Genomic DNA, 569 nt, shown 5'->3' on the forward strand with positions numbered 1-569 from the left:
GACGTGAGCACGCCTGCGCCGCGCCCTCGAAGTACACGTCGACGTCCGGGCCGTCCCCATGGCGGGCAACCGTGTACGCGGCCTTCAGCGCCTCGAAGGCCGCGAGCACGGGCAGGGTGACGTCCTTGCCCACCCCGGTCGCTGTGTCGAGGTAGTGGGCGAAGCCGAAGTTGTAGCTGCGCTCGCGCTCCGCCTCGGTCACGCGCAGGTGGGCCTTGCGGGCCGCCTCGAACCACCGCTGCCCCTCATCCGCGCCCAGGGCGCTCACGACGATCGCGAGGAACGGGGTCACCCGCTCCGCGGTCGCGGGCCAGCTGTTGGGGTCTGGGCCGAAGCGGTTGCCCAGCTCCTGGGTGAAGTGGAGGCCGAAGTCGTACGTCACCCTGCACTCCTACCGCGACGGCCGGCCTCCGGGCGGGCGGCACGCGGAGCTCCACTGCGGGAACGCCCGTACGCACCGTGCCACCTGCGACAGTCCCCCTGGAGGGACACAACTCATGTGCCGTGTCGCGCAGGGGCGACATGGTTGTCAAGCAGAGGTGACACGGCAGGTGCCGGCGAGCATGAAG

The 569-nt window shown here is 71.0% G+C and carries 1 protein-coding gene; it reads right to left on the reverse strand.

Annotation, left to right across the window (positions count from 1 at the left end):
* On the reverse strand, positions 1-382 hold a 382-nt coding region (locus RM572_RS28775), incomplete at its 3' end, for a hypothetical protein (protein ID WP_311676306.1).
* Positions 383-569: the final 187 nt, after the last annotated feature.

The organism is Streptomyces hazeniae, from assembly GCF_031845485.1.
GTDB classification, from domain to species: domain Bacteria; phylum Actinomycetota; class Actinomycetes; order Streptomycetales; family Streptomycetaceae; genus Streptomyces; species Streptomyces hazeniae.